Source organism: Nocardia sp. KT25-26 (genome assembly GCF_056627695.1).
In genome coordinates, this window is record NZ_CM152813.1 from 1,678,688 (window position 1) to 1,698,598 (window position 19,911).

General features: G+C 69.7%; 18 protein-coding genes. 6 read left to right on the forward strand and 12 right to left on the reverse strand.

All coding sequences use genetic code 11. From position 1 onward, the window contains the following. Positions 1-44: 44 nt before the first annotated feature. Positions 45-1,004, forward strand: a complete 960-nt coding sequence (locus tag AC1HFH_RS07655; RefSeq protein WP_480246728.1) for a GlxA family transcriptional regulator — start codon at positions 45-47, stop codon at positions 1,002-1,004. A gap of 40 nt (positions 1,005-1,044) precedes the next feature. Here AC1HFH_RS07655 and AC1HFH_RS07660 read toward each other — a convergent pair whose 3' ends face one another. The 3 genes from AC1HFH_RS07660 to AC1HFH_RS07670 form a co-directional block, all read right to left on the reverse strand. Further along, complete coding sequence (locus tag AC1HFH_RS07660) at positions 1,045-1,416, reverse strand: cupredoxin domain-containing protein (protein WP_480246730.1); 372 nt, start codon at positions 1,414-1,416, stop codon at positions 1,045-1,047. A 908-nt stretch (positions 1,417-2,324) separates the two neighbouring features. Then, positions 2,325-2,975, reverse strand: coding sequence for a slipin family protein (locus AC1HFH_RS07665; RefSeq protein ID WP_480246731.1), 651 nt, complete (start codon positions 2,973-2,975; stop codon positions 2,325-2,327). 393 nt (positions 2,976-3,368) lie between these two features. Then, positions 3,369-4,292 (reverse strand): hypothetical protein, encoded by a 924-nt coding sequence (locus AC1HFH_RS07670; RefSeq protein ID WP_480246732.1) that lies wholly within the window; start codon positions 4,290-4,292, stop codon positions 3,369-3,371. A 205-nt stretch (positions 4,293-4,497) separates the two neighbouring features. Between AC1HFH_RS07670 and AC1HFH_RS07675 the strand changes: the two genes are divergently transcribed. Then, positions 4,498-5,031, forward strand: coding sequence for a DoxX family protein (locus tag AC1HFH_RS07675; protein ID WP_480246733.1), 534 nt, complete (start codon positions 4,498-4,500; stop codon positions 5,029-5,031). 472 nt (positions 5,032-5,503) lie between these two features. Here the strand turns inward: AC1HFH_RS07675 and AC1HFH_RS07680 are convergent, their stop codons facing one another. Next, a complete protein-coding gene (locus AC1HFH_RS07680; protein WP_480246734.1) occupies positions 5,504-6,145 on the reverse strand; it encodes a TetR/AcrR family transcriptional regulator in 642 nt (213 codons plus the stop codon). A gap of 63 nt (positions 6,146-6,208) precedes the next feature. Between AC1HFH_RS07680 and AC1HFH_RS07685 the strand changes: the two genes are divergently transcribed. Both AC1HFH_RS07685 and AC1HFH_RS07690 read left to right on the forward strand, forming a co-directional pair. Beyond that, a complete protein-coding gene (locus AC1HFH_RS07685; protein WP_480246735.1) occupies positions 6,209-6,616 on the forward strand; it encodes a RidA family protein in 408 nt (135 codons plus the stop codon). Positions 6,617-6,725: 109 nt separating this feature from the next. Next, positions 6,726-8,303 (forward strand): SLC13 family permease, encoded by a 1,578-nt coding sequence (locus AC1HFH_RS07690; protein ID WP_480246736.1) that lies wholly within the window; start codon positions 6,726-6,728, stop codon positions 8,301-8,303. Between the two features lie 6 nt (positions 8,304-8,309). Here the strand turns inward: AC1HFH_RS07690 and AC1HFH_RS07695 are convergent, their stop codons facing one another. From AC1HFH_RS07695 to AC1HFH_RS07725, 7 genes are all read right to left on the reverse strand, one after another. Next, on the reverse strand, positions 8,310-8,939 hold the full coding sequence (locus AC1HFH_RS07695; protein WP_480246737.1) for a response regulator: 630 nt from the start codon (positions 8,937-8,939) through the stop codon (positions 8,310-8,312). Beyond that, entirely contained in the window at positions 8,936-9,997 is a 1,062-nt protein-coding gene (locus AC1HFH_RS07700) for a sensor histidine kinase (protein WP_480246738.1), read from the reverse strand. Before AC1HFH_RS07700 ends, AC1HFH_RS07695 begins: the two co-directional genes overlap by 4 nt. Positions 9,998-10,016: 19 nt before the next feature. After that, the gene (locus AC1HFH_RS07705) at positions 10,017-10,997 is read right to left on the reverse strand and encodes an SDR family NAD(P)-dependent oxidoreductase (protein ID WP_480246739.1); all 981 of its coding nucleotides are present in this window, start codon (positions 10,995-10,997) and stop codon (positions 10,017-10,019) included. Positions 10,998-11,219: 222 nt separating this feature from the next. Then, the gene (locus AC1HFH_RS07710) at positions 11,220-11,384 is read right to left on the reverse strand and encodes a hypothetical protein (protein ID WP_480246740.1); all 165 of its coding nucleotides are present in this window, start codon (positions 11,382-11,384) and stop codon (positions 11,220-11,222) included. Further along, positions 11,381-11,878, reverse strand: a complete 498-nt coding sequence (locus AC1HFH_RS07715) for a hypothetical protein (protein ID WP_480246741.1) — start codon at positions 11,876-11,878, stop codon at positions 11,381-11,383. Before AC1HFH_RS07715 ends, AC1HFH_RS07710 begins: the two co-directional genes overlap by 4 nt. Before the next feature lie 84 nt (positions 11,879-11,962). Then, positions 11,963-12,517, reverse strand: a complete 555-nt coding sequence (locus tag AC1HFH_RS07720) for a hypothetical protein (protein WP_480246742.1) — start codon at positions 12,515-12,517, stop codon at positions 11,963-11,965. Between the two features lie 10 nt (positions 12,518-12,527). After that, complete coding sequence (locus tag AC1HFH_RS07725) at positions 12,528-12,830, reverse strand: PLDc N-terminal domain-containing protein (protein ID WP_480246743.1); 303 nt, start codon at positions 12,828-12,830, stop codon at positions 12,528-12,530. Between the two features lie 74 nt (positions 12,831-12,904). On the opposite strand from AC1HFH_RS07725, the gene AC1HFH_RS07730 reads away from it, so the two are divergent. After that, positions 12,905-15,157 carry a M20/M25/M40 family metallo-hydrolase gene (locus tag AC1HFH_RS07730; protein WP_480246744.1) on the forward strand — a complete coding sequence of 751 codons (2,253 nt, stop codon included), beginning with the start codon at positions 12,905-12,907 and terminating at the stop codon, positions 15,155-15,157. Positions 15,158-15,548: 391 nt separating this feature from the next. Further along, the gene (locus AC1HFH_RS07735) at positions 15,549-18,446 is read left to right on the forward strand and encodes a UPF0182 family protein (RefSeq protein ID WP_480246745.1); all 2,898 of its coding nucleotides are present in this window, start codon (positions 15,549-15,551) and stop codon (positions 18,444-18,446) included. Positions 18,447-18,459: 13 nt separating this feature from the next. Here the strand turns inward: AC1HFH_RS07735 and AC1HFH_RS07740 are convergent, their stop codons facing one another. Then, a complete protein-coding gene (locus AC1HFH_RS07740; RefSeq protein WP_480246746.1) occupies positions 18,460-19,647 on the reverse strand; it encodes a lipase family protein in 1,188 nt (395 codons plus the stop codon). Positions 19,648-19,911: the final 264 nt, after the last annotated feature.

A 19,911-nucleotide genomic window follows, 5' to 3' on the forward strand; every position in this document is an offset into this window, starting at 1 on the left:
TTTCCCCGCCTCGGCCCACGGTCGCGGTTCCGCTGGTCGACGGTATGACTCTGTTCGAGATCGGCATGCCGCTGGAGGCACTCGGCTTCGACTGGGACCCGGCGGCCGGGCCGCTCTACGACGTGACACTGTGTGGTGACTTGCGCGGGGTCCGGACGAATACCGGCGCGGTGCTGCGTCCGCAGTCCCCGATCGATGCCCTGGCCGAGGCGGAAACCGTACTGGTGCCGGCGGTACCGCCCGGCCGTCCGATCGGAGCACGGCTGGTGCGTGAGTTGTGCAGCGCGGCCGCCCGGGGCGCCCGCATCGTCTCCCTGTGCACCGGGACGTTCGCGCTGGCCGAGGCCGGGCTGCTGGACGGCCGCCGGGCCACCACCCACTGGCGCCATGCCTCGCTGCTGGCCCGCAGTTATCCCCGGATCGACGTCGACGCACGGGCCATCTACATCGTCGACGACAACATCCACACCAGCGCGGGCTCGGCGGCGGGACTCGACCTGTGCCTGTACCTGATCCGGCAGGATTTCGGCGAGCGGGTGGCGAACACCATCGCCCGCTACCTGGTGGTCGCCGCGCACCGGGACGGCGACCAGGCGCAATACGTCCAAGCCGAACCGCTCGAGCAGGCGGCGGGCTGGCTGGACGAACTGCGCACCTGGCTGCGCGAACAACGGCATCGGCCGGTCACGCTCGCCGAACTCGCCCGGGTGGCCGGCGTGTCCCCGCGCACGCTCGCCCGGTGGTTCGCGCACGACGTCGGGGCGACACCGATGCGCTGGGTGACCGCCGAACGGATCGCGGCCGCTCGGGAACTGCTGGAGACCACCGATCACACGGTGGATCGGATCGCTGCCGAGGTCGGCTTCGGTTCTCCGGTCACCTTCCGGGCGGCGTTCGTCCAGGAGACGGGGATTTCGCCGCGCCGATACCGGGCCAAGTTCACGACCCGCCGGGATGATGAGCACGCCGCACCGGGCACCCGAGTCTCCCGAGATCGGCCGTGACCGTGACCGACGCGCTGATGCGCGGCGAATGCGACCGGGCTCAGTTGACCGAGATGGCCGCCCGCATGCCGCGGCGCTGGTGATCGTCGATGGAACACCACAGCGCATAGGTATCGCGCCGGAGCGTCACCTGGAGTTCGGTGCGGGCGCCGGGAGCGAGCGCAGGTGTCCGGGTATCGACGCCCGGGCCCGCCACGACCAGGTCGTGGCGCCGCTTGCCGTTGTTCCGGACATCCAGGGTGTAGGTGCCGGCCGGAACGTTGGTCCGGGAAACGGTGATCGAGTGTTCCTTCTCGATCACCGTGATCCGGCTTGCACCCTGCGCCCCGGACTCCGCACCGAGCAAGGCGAAGCTCAGCAGGAACGTGAGAACAACCGCGGTCCGCAGTGTTCGCCGAGTATGTTCGAGCATCGCACGCCTCCTGGATCCGGCGTCCGAGAAGCTGGTGGAAGTGCTCGTCTCACCCGGAACGGTCCAGTTCCTGCAGCATCGATCATTCCTGGCATTCGCTGCGGGCGGAAGCCCCCGACGGTCATCGGGCCGGTGACCATGGTCCGTGCGGGTCGTGCGGGTCGTGCGGGTCGTGCGGGTCGTGCGGGTCGTGCGGGTCGTGCGGGTCGTGCGGGTCGTGCGGGTCGTGCGGGTCGTGCGGGTCGTGTCGGGGTGTTGGTCGCGCTGGTTGCCGCTGGTTGCCGGTCGGGCCAGAGTGCCGGTCGTACTGGTCGCGCCGATGCCGGTTGCCGGGGGCGCCGGTCGCCGGGAGCGCGGGGTGCCGGTGGTGCCGGTTGTCGGGGGTGCAGGTCGTACTGATGGTGCCGGTTGTCGGGGGTGCTGGTTGTGTCGGGGCGCCGGGTGCGCCGGTCGAGCCCTGTCGTGGGGTGCCGGGGGTGCCGGTTGCCGGTCGTGGGGGTGCCGGTTGTCGCCGGTTGCCGGTTGCCGTTTGCGTGGATCGCCGGGGCGCCGGTCGTGGGGGTGCCGGTTGCCGGTCGTGCCGGGGGGGCTGATTGCCGCCGGTTTTGCCGCCGGTTGCCGGGAGCGCAGGGGGCCGGGGGTGTTGGTTGCCGGGGGGTGCCGGTCGCCGGGGGTGCCGGTTGTGCCGTTTGCCGGTCGCCGGGGGTGCCGGTTGCCGGGAGTGCATGTCGTGCTGGTGGTGCCGGTTGCTGGTGGTGCCGGTTGCTGGAGGTGCTGATTGCTGTCGGTTGCCGGGAGTGCAGGGGGGCCGGGGGTGTCGGTTGCCGGGAGTACCGGTCGTGCCGTTTGCCGGTCGCCGGGGGTGCCGGTTTACGGGCACCGCCGGTGACCGGCGCGGCGTGGCTGGTTCAGGCGGCGTCGCATGGGCCCAGCACCACGCGGGTGCCGGGCGTGCTCGCCACCTGCAGGGTGCGCAGCTGCAGCAGTGCCGGGTGCTGCTCCAGCAGGCGGGCGGTGTTGGCCAGCGAACGCAGGGCCGCCGCTTCGGACCGGGCGCGCTCGAGTTCGGCGCGACCGCGTTCCCGGGCCAGCATCGTCTCCAATGCGGCCTTGCGGAGCTCACCGGGCAGCATCAGATCGCGAGCCCGCACGCTCTCGATTCGGATGCCGAGATCCGCCACCGCGGTGGCGATATCGTCGTTGCGGCCGACCAGGAGAGTGCGGTCGGTGATCAGTTCGTCCAGTGAGTGGGCGGCTACGGTGGTGCGTGCGGCGTCCTGGATCGCGGCGTAGAGCACCGCATCCGGGCGCTGGGCGCCGGTGGTGAAGGCCACCGGGTCGGCCACCCGCCAGGTCGCGGCGTAGCTGACCCGCAGTGACAATCCGTCCGCGGTCAGCAGTTCCTGGCCGGTGACGTGCAACAGCCGTGGGCGCATGTCGACCTCGACCAACGTGCAGCGCCGCGCGTCGTACTTGTGCCGGCCCGGTTCCAGAACTCGATCCAGAATGCCGTCGCGGTAGAGCAGCGTGCGCTGCCAGTCCATGACCGTCGTGTACATGTCCCACTCCTTTCCCGTGTCGTCGCGCCGACCGTGGTCGTTGCTCGCCCGGTTGGCGTATGCCGCCCGCCCGGCCCGGTCGACGCGGCGGGGGTACTCCCGGCCGCAGCCGGTGGACCCGCAGGGCCGCATCGGCCGCTGGTGGCCGAGCGGGCGGCACCGTCGAGGGATTCGAACCCCCAGCACACCCCATCGGGGTATCTGGTACCAGGCGTGCGGCCGAACCGACACGGGGAACACGATCCGGAGATTCCGGTGCGCCCCTCGTTCGACCGCACCCCGGACGTTAGCGACCGACTCCTGAGCCCCGCCACTTCTTTTCGGCTACCTTGCATCGGTTTGTGCGGTCGTGCATCGCCGGGGATGCAAGGTAGCGCAAACCGATGCAAGGTGTCAGGCGAGGTGGATGGGGGAGGGGGGCGTGCCGGGAGAATCGAATGCTCGGGCGAGGCGGGATTGCAGGCGGGCCGGGTGGTTCAGGTCATGCCACGTCCATCGGAGGACGGTCCAGCCGGCCGCGCGGAGGGCGTCTTCGCGGTGCTTCTCCGCGATGACGACGTCTTCGGCCGATCTGCCTGGGCCGGCGAACTTCCGGTACTTGACCAAGCCGTCGAATTCGCCGATCACGCCGTAGTCCGGCCAGCAGAAGTCGACCCGGGCGAGCCATTGCCCGTCGTAGGCGAATATCTCGGTCTGTAGTTCCGGCCGGGGAAATCCGGCGGATGCCAGCGCGACCCGGCTACGTGACTCGCCAGGGCTTTCGCTGCCGGGGTCGAGAAACCGGAGGGCTCGACGCGCAGCCGCGGCGCCCGGTCGGCCGGTGGTGCGGGCGATAACCGGTTCGATGTCGATTCGGCGTGCCGCAGCATCCCCGGCGACCACGAACTGCTCGAACCCGACGCTGCGGGCCAGATCCGCCAGCGTCCGCGCCAATCCGGTGACCCGCACTCCTGCCAGCGGCTCGATGTCCCGCTCGTCGAGCGGATGATTGTAGAACTGTGTGGTGCGCGTGGCGCGAGTCGTCGTTCCCAGACGGGTGATGTGGATACGGGAAAGGTCGATACCCCAGATCGGCAGCTCATGTGCCACCGCGGCAGAGACATGACTCAGCGCCGATGCCGGATCCACCGTGGACATGGTTGCGACAGCGCGAACCAGATGCTGCCGATCCGGCGCGAGCTTCTCGAAAGCCTCGGCGCGGACATATCGTCCAGGACACAGCCGGTGCAACTGCCCGCGCGCAACCCCACGCCGCACCTCGTTATGGGTGACTCCGATCCGCAACGCCTCGGACAGCCTCGTGACCTCGCACTCCATCCCACAACCCTCCCCTGGCCCCGCCCCCCGCCGCCACCCTCACCGCTGCGCCTGTGGATAACCGGCTCACCTTGCATCGGTATGTGCGGTCGTGCATCACGGGCGATGCACGACCGCACGTCTCGATGCAAGGTTGACTTGTTATCAGCGGATGCGTAACTATGAAGTGGTAAGTCACTGATAACAATCAGTCGGGAGACGTGTCGTGTTCACTACCGTTTTGCTGTTCATCGTGTCCACTGTCGTCTGCCGGGTGTTCGGGCTGCTCGGTGTCGGCCGGTTCGCCACCTGGCGGGTGAGTGCGGCGCACGGACTCGCCTTCATGTTCACGATGACCGGTCTGGCGCACTTCATGCCGGAGTCCGTCGAGGTGATGCCGGGGCATGCGGACCTGGTGGCGATGGTCCCGCCGTTCGTGCCTGCGCCGGGGGTGATGGTCTACCTCACCGGCGTGCTGGAACTGGCTGGGGCGGTCGGATTGGTGATCGCTGCGACCCGGCCGATCGCCGGCGTCGGACTCGCTGCCCTGCTGGTCGCCATGACTCCCGCGAATATCTATGCGGCACTGGAGAATGTTCCCTTCGACGGGGAAGCGCCGACCCCGCTCTGGTTTCGGCTCCCGGAGCAGGTGCTGTACATCGGCATTGCGCTGTGGGTGGCCGGTCCTGTCCTCGGGAAGATCGCGCGGGCGGGGCGAGTGCCGGTGCGGCATCGGCGTGGGGCGCTGTCGGCGAGGTGATGTTCTACCCTCGCGAGTGCTCGGCCCAGCGGATTCGATGTTGTGTCATCCGGTCCGGGCCGAACGGTGGCATGCTCGGGTATCCCCGCTGCGGATGTCGAGGGCGGCCGGAATCGCTACGACGTGGTCGGCCGCGTCTGCCGGCGGTCCGGTGGTGATCAGTGCTGTGGCGCTGTGTCCGGTCGGTTGGTCCGGTTGCTCTGCCGGTCTGCCGTTACGGATCGGTGGTAGCGGTCCGGTGCGTTCCTGTTGTGGTTGTAGGGCGCGGTGAGAATCGGGACAGGTGGTCGCTGCGTCTGCCGGCGGTCCGGTGGTGAGCAGTGTTGCGGCGCTGTGTCCGGTCGGTTGGTCCGGTTGCTCTGCCGGTCTGCCGTTACGGATCGGTGGTAGCGGTCCGGTGCGTTCCTGTTGTGGTTGTAGAGCGCGGTGAGTATCGCTACGACGTGGTCCGCCGGGTGCGGTCCGGTGGTGATCAGTGCTGTGGCGCCGTGCCCGGTCGGTCGATGCGGCTGCTCTGCCAGCCTGCCGTCACGGACCGGTGGCAGCGGTCCGGTGCGTCGCCGTTGCGGATGTAGAGCGCGGTGAGTATCGCCACGACATGGTCGGCCGCGTCCGCCGGAAGCGGTCCGGTGGTGATCAGTGCTGCGGCGCCGTGCCCGGCCAGCCAGCCCTGGGTGGCCAGGTCGAGGGCGTCGGTGTCCGGATGGAACCGGCCGGCCGATGTGGCCCGCTCGACGGCGGTCACCAGGTATTGCAGGGTGGCGTCCGCGGCGGCCGGATCGGGCAGGTCGAAACCGGCGTCGAACATCACCCGGTAGATGTCCGGGTTGGCGACGGCGGTGCGCAGGTAGGCGGCACCCAGGGCGGCGAGGTCGTGGACCGGGTCGTCGGTGACCGGCACTGTCGCCAGTTCGGCGGCCAGCCGGACGAACCCCTCCTGGCGCAGCGCCGACCACAGGCCGGGCAGGCCACCGAAATAGGTGTAGACCGCCATGGTGGATACGCCGGTGCCGGCGACCAGGGACCGCAGGGTGATCGGTTCGCGGTTTCGCAGCATCTGTGCGGCCCGGTCGATCAGGGCGGTGCGGACGGCCGGGTCTTTGCTGCGTGCCATGGCGTCAGATTACATATCACTGTTATGTTATGCCTACGTAGCCGACAGGTGGGAGTGAATGTCATGGTCGTGCAGTTGGTGAATCCCGACGGGCTGCCGAAACCGGAGGTCTACCGGCAGTTGTCGATCGCGCAGGGGTCGCGGCTGGTGTTCCTGGCGGGGCAGGTCGCTCGGGACGCCGAAGGTAATCCGGTGGGGGCGGGGGATTTTGCGGCGCAGGTCGAGCAGGCGTATCTGAACATCGGCCGGGCGCTCGCCGAGGTCGGCGGTTCGTTCGACGATGTGGCCAAGTTGACCGTGTACGTCGTCGACTGGAGCGGGGAGAAGTTCCCATTACTCGGCGAAGGGGTGGCCAGGGCGGCGGCGAAGCTCGGTGTCGATCCGGTGAAACCCATTACCCTGCTGGGGGTTTCCGCGCTGGGTGAGCCGGATCTGCTGGTCGAAGTGGAAGCCACGGCTGTACTGGACTGACCCGCGGTGGGCCGGGCCGGTTTCGATTCCGGCGCGGCGTAGCGGATTTCGGGGACCGGCGGTGGGCCGGGGCGGTACCGTCGCGCAGTAGTGCGTGGAAAGGTGTCCCATGTCACAGTCGACTGCTTCTTCCTCATCGGCCGAATCCGCGGGGGCCGGGCCGGAGCCCGATCGGTCGGCGACGCGCCGGTGGATCGGACTCGGGCTCGGTGTGCTGCTCGCGGTGATCGTGTACTGGGTACTGCCGGACAACCTGGACACTGCTGCCCGGTCCACGGCCGCGGTCGCCACGCTGATGGCGATCTGGTGGATGACCGAGGCGATTCCGCTGCCGGCGACGGCCCTCGTTCCGCTGGTCGCCTTCCCGGTGCTGAACGTGGCGCCGATCGGGACCGCGGCACTGGATCCGGACGATGCGGACCTGACCACCGGTGCGCTGCTGGGCGCCGCGGCACCCTACGCCAACAAGATCATCTTCCTGTTCCTCGGCGGCTTCCTGCTCGCCGCGGCCATGGTGCGGTGGGGGCTGCACCGCCGGATCGCGTTGCGCACCATAACCATGGTCGGCACCCGCCCGGTGCGCCTGATCGCCGGGTTCATGCTGGCCACCGCCTTCGTGTCGATGTGGGTGAGCAATACCGCGACCGCCGTCATGATGCTGCCGATCGGCGTCTCGGTGGTGCTGCTGACCACCCGGCTCGGCGGCAGCGAAGCCGACCCCAACTTCGCGACCGCCCTGATGCTGGGAATCGCCTACGCGGCCTCCATCGGCTCGCTGAGCACGGTCATCGGCACCCCGCCCAACGGCCTGCTGGTCGCCAATCTGGCCGCAGAGGGTATCCACATCTCCTTCGGCCGCTGGATGCTGTTCGGCCTGCCCATTGCGGTGGTGTTCCTGGTGCTGGCCTGGCTCGCGCTGACCCGGCTGGTCTTCCCGCCGCGGCTACCGGAGATTCCGGGTGGCCGGGAGGCCATCGAAGGGCAGCGACGGGACCTGGGGCCGATGTCGCGTGGTGAACGCACCGTACTGGCGGTCTTCGTGGTGACGGCGCTGGCCTGGATCCTCGTCCCGACCCTGTTCGGCTCCGACGGCGTGGATGCGCTGCGCGAGGCGATCCCGCTGCTGACCCGGGTGGGTGACGAGGTGATCGCGATGACCATGGCGATCGCACTGTTCATCATCCCGGTCGGAAACGGTGAACGGGTATTGGACTGGGAGACCGCCAAAGGTATTCCCTGGGGAATCCTGCTGCTGTTCGGCGGTGGCCTGTCGCTGGCCAACCAGATCCGGGTGACCGGGCTGGGCGAATGGATCGGTGACGGCGTGGCAGAACTGGGCACGCTGCCGGTGGTGGTGCTGGTCGCTGCGGTCGCCGGACTGGTGCTGTTGCTCACCGAACTAACCAGCAATACCGCCACTACCGCGACCTTCCTGCCGATCATCATCGGCGTGGCCGGCGGTCTCGGCCTGGATCCGATGGTGCTGGCCGTACCTGTGGCCCTGGCCGCCACCTCCGCATTCATGCTGCCGGTGGCAACGCCGCCGAATGCGGTGGTGTTCGGTTCCGGGCACGTCCGGATCGGCCAGATGATCCGGGCTGGACTGGTGCTGAACGTCATCGGCATGGTGCTGATCACCCTCGCCATGTTCACCCTGGCCCCGCCGATCCTGGGGGTCGAGTTCTGACCGTGCTCAGGCCAGCCCGTGCCGGACCGCGTAGACGGCCAGCAGGACCCGATTGGCCGCCCCGGTGCGGGTCATCGCCGCCGCCACATACGATTTCACCGTCGTGATGCCCAGATGCAGCCGGTCGGCGATCTCCTGATTGGACAGCCCGGCGCCGACCAGGGTGGTCACCTCCCGTTCCCGGTCGGTCAGCCGGACCGAATCCGCCGCCGGGGTGCCCGAGACAGCCCGATGCACCAGTCGGTGCAGTACCTCCGGGCTGAACGGGCTCTCGCCGGCGACGGCGGCTCGAATCGCACTCAGCAGCCGGTCGGGGCCGGTGTCCTTCGCGAGGAAGCCGCAGGCGCCGGCCTGCAGCGCCGGATAGAGATGGTCGTCGTCGGCGAAGGTGGTCAGGACGACGACGCGGGTGTCCGGCGTCGCCCCGGCGATCCGGCGGGTGGCCTCGATACCGTCCATACCCGGCATGTGCAGATCCATCAGCACCACATCGGGCCGCATGTCCCGCACGGCCCGCACCGCTTCGGCGCCGGTGCCCGCCTCGCCCGAGACGGTGATGTCCGCGGCGGTGCCGCACAGCATCCGGATACCCGCCCGCACCAGCTGTTGATCGTCGACGAGCAGGACCGAGATCATCCGGCACCGCCTGCGGGCAGGGCGGCACGGAGTCGCCAGCCGTCACCGAACGGCCCGTAGTCGAGCCGGCCGCCGACCGACTCCAGCCGTTCCCGCATCCCGGCCAGGCCGTATCCGCCGGCCGTCACGCCGGTACGCAGGCTGTCGTTGACGATGGTGAGATCGACCGCGCCGCCGGGAGCGAACCGGGCGGTGACCGTCAGTTGCGCGCCGGTGCCGGAGTGTTTCACCGCGTTGGTCACGGCCTCCTGCAGCGTCCGGGCCAGGGCGGCGCCGCGGGCGCCGTCCAGGCCACGGAGTCCGGGGTCGATTTCGGCCCGGACCTGCATGCCCGCCCGGGCCGCGGTGTCCAGGGCGGCATCGAGTAGTCCGGCAATCGCCGGTGTCTGTTCGTCGCGCAGGACGTACAGCAGGGAATGCAGGTCGGTGAGGGCCGATTCGGCGGTGCCGTGGATGTCGTCGAGCAGCGCCCGAGTATCGGCGGGCGGCAGATCGGGTACGTGCCGGGCCATTCCGGCACGCACCAGGATGGCCGAGACGTGATGCGCGACGATATCGTGCAGATCGCGGGCCATGGCGGCCCGTTCCTCGCGGCGGGCGGTGTCGGCACTCAGTTCGGCATTGCGTTCGGCCTGTTCGGCGCGCCGATGCAGGGATTCGACGTAGGCTCCCGCCAGCCAGGGCAGTGCCACCAGCAGCCCCAGCCGATAGGCCAGGGGGATCTCCGCGGAAGTAACGGTCAGCAGGTCGATGCCGGCATAGACGCCGCACAGTGCTGCGGCCGCCGCGATCCGGGCCGCGGACCGGCACCGGACGGCGACCTCGAACAGCGCGATCGCCGCATAGACCTTGATCCCCACCCCGGATACCGTGCCCACGGTGTGCGCACCGACGAGCAGCAGCGCCTCGGCGGCCAGTACGCTCATCGGCCATCGGGCACCGGCGGCGAGTGCGGCACCACCGGCGGCGGCGAACAGCAGATCCCAGCCGCTCCCGGACAGCAACAGGACATATCCGAGGCCGACCGGAACAGCGAGGAGCCGGACAGCTGTCGACATGATGCGAGGGTACCGGCACTCAGCCGGTGAACACGGGGGGCAGCGGCAGCTGCATCCGGGAACCGCCGAACGGTCCGCCGGCGACCAGCACGGTCGACCCGGTCATGAACGCGAACTCGTCGGTGCACAACGACACCGCGGCCCGGGCGATCTCGGCAGGCTCGGCCATCCGTTCCAGCCCGGGGACGTTCATCAGCCCCCAGGCGTCCCGGAACCGGTCCCAGACCGGGTCCGGCATACCGCCCGGCCGCACCAGGGCGGTGTCGGTGGTGCCGGGTGCGATGGCATTGATCCGGATGCCGCGGGTGCCGTAATCGACCGACATCGCATCGACCATGCCCTTGATCGCCTGCTTCGATGCCGAATAGGCGAACCCGTCCGGGGCGCGCGACTCCGAGGTGGTGCACAGGATCACCCCGCCGCCGGAACGCAGCATCAGTGGGATCTCGTATTTGGTGCACAGGAAGACGCCGCGGGTGTTCGTGTGCGCGATATCGTCCCATTGGTCGACGGACAGCTCGTGCGCGCTGCCGGTGATCCGGATTCCGGCGTTGTTGAACGCGACATCGAGTCGCCCGAACCGCCGATCCACCTCCGCCACCAGCTTTTCCACCTGCTCCGGTACCCGCACATCCGCCGGGAGATAGTGCGCGTTGTCTCCGATGGATTCCGCGACCTCGCGGCCGAGGGGTTCGCGGCGGCCGCAGAACACGACGGTGGCGCCTTCGGCGGCGAAGATCCGGGTGGCCGCCTCGCCGATACCGGAGGTGCCACCGGTGACCAGGACGACCTTGTCGGCGAACCGCGCACCGGGGACACCGGCGGGTGCCGGGGCGGTCGTGGGCGAATGCAGCAGCGGTGGCACGGTGATGGCGGCGGTGGCCGCGGCCGCACCGGTGGTGGCCGCCGCCATGCCGATGAAGGCGCGGCGGGACCGGCGGGCGGGCGGTGTCGATTCGGGCGGGTCCGCAGGGGCGTTCTCGGTGATGTCCTCGGCCATGCACTCATCGTCGCCGTGGTCGCCTGCGGTCGGTACCTCCTTCCGGCCGCATCCTCCGGCCGATCGGCGGGGGCTGTCAGCCCGGCCGGTGTGTGCTGTGACCGGCCGGAGCAGGCGAGCGGCGTGCCGATCGGCTGTCCCGCCGATCGGGCAGCCGGGTACCCGGATCGGTGCCCGTCCCGCACATGGCCCTTAGCGGCGAGTGACGGCGGCCCCGCAGGCTCAGTCGTCCTCGTCGAAGTACGGCCCGAATCCGAAGGTTCCGTGGGGCAGCTCCGTGGGCGACAGGGCATACCCCGATCCGGCCCCGACGGTGTACTCGTGCAGCGGGTCCTCGGCGCTGCGCCGGATCAGCTCGGCGGTTTCCGGCAATGCGGGGTCGGTCATCGTGATACCTGGTGCTCGGGGACCGAAGGGGAGAGCTGCGGAGTACCGCAGATCCGGCGCAGATAGTCGGCGAAGCCGCCACCTGCGGCGATGGTAAGCCCGGTGAGTACCCCGCCGGAGGTCGTTTCGGCGAACGAACCCGCGGCCATCAGCAGGCCCGAACCGATGACCAGCCAGCACAGTACGGCCGGCACCGTCGTGCCGCGCCGCCGGGCGGTAGCTGCCCGGGGCCGGGCCCGGTCGAGCTCACGGGGCAGGTCGAATACGGCCTGGGTGGTCTGCGCGAACTGCTGGACGGTCTGCAGCTGTTCCAGCCGGACGTCGGCGCCGGGGGCGTCCGCCGGCGGGGCGCCGAGCGGCGGGGCGGTCGCCCGGACCGGCTGGAGCACAGGTCCGGGTACGGGCGGTCGGCGTGCAGTGGTGGTGACGATCGTGTTCCGGGATGTGGTGGCCCGGGGGCCGATCGGCCGGACAGCCCGTTGCAGTCGAACCATGTCTCTCTCGCGAAGTCAGCTACAGCGCAGGATCATTCGACGACAATCATGCGTCACCGGCGCCACTGATGCCAGCCGTGCCGATCAGGTCCGGTCGCGGGTCACCGAGAACGTGGTGCAGCCGGGATCGGAGACCGAGCCCCGGATGACGGTATCGTCGTACTCGGTGGCGGTGAGGTCGACCATCACATAGGTGCCGGGTTGTTCCAGCCACTCCTGCTGCACGAACTGCAGTGCGGCACCGTCGAACTCGGCCTGCATCGTGAAACTTCCGGAGCGGGCGGCCGGATTGCTAGGCAGTGGATAGAACTCGAACACCGTACCGCCGGCCGGGTCCACGGTGAGGGTCAGGCCGGTCTCGCCCTGGGTGCACGTGTAGGAACCCTCCCAGGTACCCGCGATCGCCGCGAACTCTGGGGCGGCGGGTTCCTCATCGGCCTCGGGAGTGGGCGCACCGGTCGTGGGGTCCGGATCCGGAGTGGTCGGCTCCGGATCGGCCGGAGCGCTGCTGGTCGCGGCAGCGGACGGTTCTTCGCCGGCGACGGCCGTGCCGGAGACCGTACTCGAACAGCCGGACAGCAGGGCCACCGAAAGCCCGGCGGCAGTGAGAAATCGAACCGGTGTGCACCCGTGACGCATAGGCTGCAGGCTACCGGTTCTGCACCGGGTCGCCACCGCCGTTCCGGCCGCGCGCCCGGTTCGCGTACCACCAGGCGAGTACCCCGGCGAACGGAATCAGCCACACCAGAGCGGTCCAGCCCACCCGCTGCCATGCCCGGGCCCCCGAGAACACGATCGCCACGGTGGCCGTGGCGGCGGACCCGAACCACAACAGCACCGCGACCGAGCCGATCAGCAGTACCGCCACGAACGCGCCGAACCCCGGCAGGCAATCGGAGTGCCCGGCCGCCACGCAGTCACTGATCCCCGCACCGGCCAGGCTGTCCCTCATGGCCGGCACGCTACCGGCAAACCCCCGGTTTCCGGGGCTGTGCGTGCCGGTGCCGCTCGTTTACGATCATGATCATGGGGGCACGGGTTGCGGGAATGTGTGCGTTCGTGCTGTTGCTGCTGGTGACCGTGGTGACGGCCGCGCAACAGCAGCCGCACGGGCATCGGGACTCCGCGGCGCCGGCCGAGGAGTTCTCCGCCGAACGAGCCTTCGGGGTGGTCGAGGCGATCGCCCAGCGCCCGCATCCGATCGGCAGCGCGGAGCATGCCCGGGTGCGGGATCTGCTCGTCGAGCGCCTGCGCGGGCTCGGTCTGGACACCGAGATCCGGCGTGGCGTCGGGCGGACCCCGGCCGGGTTCGACCGGAGTGTGGTCGGGATGGCCTGGACCGACAACATCGTGGCCCGGCTGCCGGGGCACGATTCGACCGGCACCGTGTACCTGACCGCGCACTACGACTCGGTGCCGTCGGGCCCGGGTGCCAACGACGACGGAGTGGGTGTCGCCGCCGTGCTGGAAACGGCGCGGGCGCTGGTCGAGAGCGGCGACCGGCTGCGCAACGACATCGTCGTACTGCTCACCGACGCCGAAGAGGTGGGGCTGCTCGGTGCGGAGGCGTTCGTCGCGGCCGGTGCGGCGGAATCGCCCGGGGTGGTGATCAATCACGAGGCGCGCGGCGCGGGAGGACCGCCGCTGCTGTGGCGGCTCACCCACCCGGACGAGGGCCTGATCCGAGTGGTCGCCGGTGCGGTACCGAACCCGAACACCGACTCGCTGACCACCGGCCTGGCGGGCGAATCCACCACCAGCAATACCGACTTCGCGTCGTTCGAACCGGGTGGGCTGCAGGTCATCGACTGGGCGTTCGCCGCCGATTCGGCCTACTACCACAACCCGATGGACGATCCGGCGCACGTGGATCTCGCCGTCGTGCAGGATATGGGCGACAACACCCTGGCCCAGGCCCGTGCCTTCGGGCGGCAGGACCTGAGCACGGTCCCCGGCGGGTCGGACCGCGCCTACTTCCCGGTGCCCTTCGTCGGCCTGGTGGTCTGGCCGACCTGGCCGGTCGTCCTGCTCACGGTGCTGACCGTGCTCGCCCTCGGCGGCGTGCTCGGATGGCTGCGGCGGTCCGGTGAACTGCGGCTGTGGCCGGTGGTCGGCGCGGGCGCGAGCTATCTGGCCGGTGTGCCGATCGCGATGGGGGCGGCGTACCTGCTGTGGCCGGTGCTGCAACTGCTCCGGCCCGAGTACCGGTCCCTCGAGTACGTGGACCCGTATGGGCCGCAGCTGTTCCAGCTGGCCGTGGTCCTGGTGTCGGCGGCCGTGCTGCTCGGCTGGTACGGCGCGGCGCGGCGCTGGTTCGGTGGCACCGCCACCGCGACCGGACTGCTCGGCGCGCTCACGCTGGTCTGCGTGGTGTTCACGGCGGCACTGCCCGCGGCGGCCGTGCTGCTGGTGATTCCGGTCGCCGCCGCGGTGCTCGGAGTCCTGGCCACCTTCCTGGTGCCCCGGCCGTGGCAACTCCCGGTGCTGACGATCGCCGCCCTGCCATCGGCGATCTTCATGGGCGGAACGCTGTGGGTGGGGTTGCAGACCGGATTGTCGGCGGCGCAATGGCTGGCCGCCCCGGTGCTCGTCCTGCTCGGCGCACCGCTGCTGCTGACCCTCGCCCAGGTATGGCCCGCCCGGCGTGGCTACCTGGTCCCGGTGGCCGCGGGCGCGCTGGCCGCAGTTCTGGTGGCGGCCGGGCTGGCGGTGTCCGGGTTCGACGACCGGCATCCCGCACCCACCCAGCTGACCTACGCGCTCGACGCCGACCGGGGCACGGCGCAGTGGCTCACCCGGCAGGCCCTGGACAGCTGGACCGAGACCTACATCGCGGATACCGGCGTCGATCCGGTATTCGACATCGTCTCGACCGAGTTCACTGCCGGGGGACCGGCCGCGGTGGCCGATCTCGCGGCGCCCACCGCCGAGGTCGTCGCCGACGTCACCGAATCCGGTAAGCGCACGCTGCGGCTGCGGTTGCGCTCGCACCGCGCCACCACCGGCCTGGGCCTGCGCTACGCCGGGCCGATCGAATCGCTGCGGGTGGCGGGCCGGGAACTGACTCCGGTTCCGGCAGGTGGTTTCCACTTCCATGCGCCGCCGCCGGAGGGGCTGGAGATCGAGCTGGTCACCGCGCCGGGGCCGGTGGAACTGCAGGCCGTCGACACCACGTGGCTCCCGGAATGCGCCCTGCCGGATTTCCGGCCACCACCGGCCGACCGCTATCTGCGGCAGGGTAGCTCCTGCGTGACGGTCCGCACCGTGTTCACCGGCTGATCCGGCGGCGCGGCACCCCGGCCGGATTCGGTAATTTTCCGGCGGCAAGGACTTGACTGTCGCGAAAATCGGAGGAAGCTAATCGATACACCGGAAACACCGGAAGATGGTCACGAATCGGCGGAGACGTTCGACGATGCGGAGACGATCGACCAGGATCCGGCCAGGCCCCCGGCAAGCCAGTCGGAGACCGGAGTCGCGGCGACGACCGGACTTCGGAAACCGGCGGAGACTACCGGGGACTGTTCTGTTCGGGGGAAGTCCACCCGCACTGCGGGTACCGGCAGCTCCGCACCGACTCCGATCGATACGGCGGCTCAGCCGGTAGAATCGGACCGTACGGGCCGGTCGGCCGCCCACCGCCGGATCGGCAGGCCCGCGGGAGTGGCTGATGAGTACACCCAGCGGCCTAGGCCTGCGACAACTGCCGCGCGGTACCCGGATCCTGTTGACCGCCGGGGTGGTACTGCTCGTCGCACTGCTGGTGATTCCCCGACTGGTCGGCACCTACGTCAACTGGCTGTGGTTCGGTGAAGTCGGGTACCGCAGCGTCTGGCTCACCGTGCTGCTGACCAGGGTCACCCTGTTCCTGGTGATCGCGGCGTTCATCGGGGCCGCCCTGTTCGCGGCGCTGTGGCTGGCCTACCGGGCCCGCCCGATGTTCTACGCCGCCTCCGCGACCCCGGATCCGCTGGCCGTGTATCGGCGGGTGGTGATCCGGCGGCCGCTGCTGTTCGGGCTCGGGATCGCCGGCGGTCTGGGGCTCATCTGCGGTCTGGCCGGGCAGTCGCGGTGGGAGACCGTTCAGCTGTTCCGGCACGGTAGCTCGTTCGGTGTCCGGGATCCGGAATTCGGGCTCGATGTCGGCTTCTACGTCTTCGACCTGCCCTTCTACCGTCTCGTGCTGAGCTGGTTGTTCGTCGCGGTGGTGCTGGCCTTCCTCGCCGCGCTGGCCACCCACTACCTGTTCGGCGGGATCCGGCTCACCGGGGAGACCACCGGAATCACCCGCTCGGCCCGGGTCCAGCTGGCCGTCCTGCTCGGGCTGTTCATCCTGCTGAAAGCGGTGGCCTACTGGTTCGACCGGTATGCGCTGATGTCGAGCCGGAGCCACGAACCCACCTTCGCCGGGGCCGGGTACACCGATATCAACGCGGTGCTGCCGGCCCGGCTGATCCTGTTCGCGATCGCCCTGATCTGTGCCGCCGCCGTCTTCTCCGTGGTGGTGCTGCGGGACCTGCGGATCCCGGCGCTGGCCTGTGTTCTGCTCCTGCTGTCGTCGATCCTGGTCGGCGCGGTGTGGCCGTGGGCGGTCGAGCAGTTCTCGGTGCGGCCGAACGCCGCCGATATGGAAAGCCCCTATATCGAGCGCAATATCGCGGCGACCCGGCAGGCGTATGCGATCGGACCGGATCGGGTCGAGTACGTCCCGTATCCCGGAGTCGGCACCCGTCCGCCACCCGAGATCCCGGCCGACGTCACCACCATCGAGAACGTCCGCCTGCTCGATCCGAACGTGCTGTCGCGCACGTTCACCCAGCAGCAACAGCTGAAGAACTTCTTCACCTTCCCGAACGATCTGGACCTGGACCGCTACACCATCGACGGCGAGCTACGCGACTACGTGGTGGCCGTCCGGGAGCTGACGCCGAGCGCGCTGACCGGCAATCAGCGGCACTGGGTGAACCGGCATACCGTGTACACCCACGGCAACGGTTTCGTCGCCGCACCGGCGAACCGGGTGAACGCCGCGGTACGCGACGCCGTCGGTGATTCCGCCGCGAGCAACAGCGGCTATCCGATCTATGCGGTCAGCGATATCGCTTCCCAGGGTGGGGAACAGGTGATCCCGGTCGATCAGCCCCGGGTCTACTACGGCGAGGTGATCGCGCAGGCCGATCCGGACTACGCCATCGTGGGCGGCGGCAGCCAACCGCGCGAGTACGACACGGACGCAACCAAATACACCTATGACGGCGCGGGTGGCGTCCCGATCGGCAGCTGGCCGAACCGGGTCGCGTTCGCGGCCTACTACGCCGAACGCAACATCTTGTTCTCCAAGGCGATCGGATCCGATTCGAAGATCCTCTTCCACCGCGACCCGAGAGACCGGGTCGAGCGTGTCGCACCGTGGCTGACTCCGGACAACAATCCGTACCCGGCCGTGGTGGACGGGCGGATCGTGTGGATCGTGGATGCCTACACCACCGTCGACGGCTACCCGTACGCGGCACGGAGCTCGCTGGAGGCACTGGAGCCGGGCGCCGAGACCGGCCTGCGTACCCCGGCGGAGATCTCCTACCTGCGGAATTCGGTGAAGGCCACGGTCGACGCCTACGACGGCACCGTCACCCTGTACCAGGTCGATACCGCGGACCCGGTGCTGTCGACCTGGATGCGGGTATTCCCCGGCACGGTCGAGCCGGAGTCCGCGATCGGTGACGACCTGCGGGCGCACTTCCGCTATCCGGAGGACATGTTCGTGGTGCAGCGGGAGATGCTGGCCCGCTATCACGTGGACGATCCGCGGGAGTTCTTCACCACCAACGCCTTCTGGTCGGTGCCCAGCGATCCGACCGTGGACGTCAATCCGCATCAGGCGCCGTTCTACGTCCTGTTCGGCGACGAGGAGACCGCCGAGCCGTCGTTCCGGCTCGCCGGTGCGATGGTGGGGTACAACCGCGAATTCCTCTCGGCGTACATCTCGGTGCGCTCCGATCCGGAGGGGTACGGCCGATTCACCATCCTGGAACTGCCGACCGACACGCTGACCCAGGGGCCGCAGCAGATCCAGAACTCGATCATCTCCGATACCCGGGTGGCCTCCGAGCGCACGCTGCTGGAGCGCTCCAACCGGATCCAGTACGGAAACCTGCTCACCCTGCCCATTGCCGCGGGCGGCGTGCTGTACGTGGAACCGCTGTTCACCGAACGGATCTCGACCACGCCGGACGGGTCGACCTTCCCGCAGCTGGCCCGCGTGCTGGTCAGCTACCGCGAACCCGGTACCGGCGGCGTGCGGGTGGGCTATGCACCCACCCTCGCCGAGGCGCTCGACCAGGTCTTCGGCCCCGAGACCGGTGATCTGGCGACCGCACCGGGCGGCAGCCCGGCCGAGGCCCCGCCGACGGAGGAGCGGCCCGAGCCCGCCGCCCCCGTACCGCAACCGCGGGCGCCGGCCGTCGACGAGGCACAGGTGGCCGAACTGGAGGCTCAGCTCGATGCCGTCCGAGACGCGCTGGATCGTCTCGAACAGCAGCTCGGCGAGCTGGTCCGGCCCGGCGGTTGACCGAGCCGGGACGTCAACAGTTGCCGGTCACCGGTGCACCGCGGAAGCGGTCCTCCACGAAGTCCCAGGCGGCCGGGAAGCCGGCGGCTGCGGCGGTGAAGTGTTCGGAGATGTCGTAGTGGGCGAAGGTGACCGGCGCGCCGGCGGCGCAGTACCGCTCGACGACATCGGCGACCGCATCGAACGGGGTCAGGGTGTCGTACACCCCCTGCCAGATGTACACCGGCGCCGTCGGCACCGCCTCGGCATAACGCAGGCTGTTCTCACGTAGCACGGCCAGGGTCTCCGGACTGTTCATCAGGTCCTTGCTGGCTGCCAGCTGTTCGGCGTTCCGGGCGACGCCGTGGAACAGCAGGAACCGGCGGCAGCCGTCCTTGGTGAAGTCCCGGAACCATCGCCCCTCGTCGTTGAGTTGTGCCGAGATGGGCAGCCGCTCCGGGTATTCCCGTTCCAGCCCCATGGCGGCGGCGAAGGCGAGACCGAACCCGGGATGATGCCCGAATCCGAGGCCCCGGGCCATCTGCTCCAGATCGGCCGGGATGCCGCCCGCGACCACACCCGCCAGGGACAGTTCGGGCGCGTAGTCCGGCTGCAGCGCACCGGCCCAGGACGTCGCGATGGCGCCGCCGGAGTATCCGGCCAGCACGACGGGTGCGTCGGCGAGTCCGAGCTCGGCGACCTGCTGGACGGCACGCACACTGTCGAGCGTGACCATCCCGCCGAGCCGGCCCGCGCCGTAGGCGACATGCGGTCCCCAATAGTCCGGTACCGAGACCGCCCAGCCCCGGCCCACCGGCAGCATCACCCCGGCCGCATCCTGGAGTTCGCCGTTGAACAGGGCCCGGGACGGATTGCACCGGGTGCCCAGGGAATTGATGAGTGCCTGATAGGAGACCAGTGGTGGGTTCTCGACTCCGACGGGCAGCAGGACGGTGGTGGTGCCCATGATCGGGTCACCGCCGGAATCGGTGGAGCGGAATGCGATCTGCCAGCCGGTGGTGCCGACATAGGGGAGCGTGTCGATCGGCCGGGCTCGCACCACATCGCCCGGGTCCAACTCGGCGAGGTCGGCCGGGGCGTGGAAGAACGGATCGGGATCGGGTGTCGGGTAGGCCGGTTCGGCAGTGGTGGCCGGGGCGGTCAGGCCGGTGGCCAGCAGGCAGGCGAGCAGGGTGCAGACCCTGACCCAAGGTCGGGACAACGGTATTTCCTTCGGTGCGGCGACGCACGACGCGTCGGCATGGCAGGGACGGGTGGTACCGATCCGGCACCCCGACAGCCGGTCGATACTGTGCCGGGACACTAGTGACGGAGCACAGTCGGCCGCTTCTGCGGCAGCGATCTCGGTGTGGTTCACAAATCCGCGCCGCCCCCGGCTGATTGCGATCACCGTGCGCGCGGCCCGTCCGTTGCCGATGCGAAGCGGTGCGCCACCGGGGCCCGGTGGCGCACCGTCGCGGGTCCG